The sequence below is a fragment of the Ochrobactrum sp. SFR4 genome (assembly GCF_019730395.1).
GTDB lineage: Bacteria > Pseudomonadota > Alphaproteobacteria > Rhizobiales > Rhizobiaceae > Pseudochrobactrum.
The window spans coordinates 1-243 of record NZ_JAAPBB010001215.1; the positions used below are offsets into that span (position 1 = coordinate 1).

The 243-nt window shown below is 53.1% G+C and carries 1 pseudogene; it reads right to left on the bottom strand.

The annotated features are described in order from the left end of the window. A pseudogene (locus tag HBA93_RS22895) lies at nucleotides 1-243 on the bottom strand (acinetobactin biosynthesis protein); the annotation flags it as partial.

Here is a 243-nt window from a genome sequence, read left to right on the forward strand (position 1 = left end):
TGCCTTCAAGCCGCGCCTGATAGGCTGTGCCCAGCTCATCCATCATCAAATTCAGCGACCATTCATCCAGCGCAAGATGGTGGAACAGGAAAGACAATATCTGCCGTCCGGTCTCATCGTCCCGCATGAAGCGCAGCCGCAATGGTAACTCCCGCGACAGATCAAACAAGTAACCGGTCTCATCATGCAGACCGACACCAATGCTCTCGTGGCTGGTCCAGAACCACTGATAATTATCCAGAT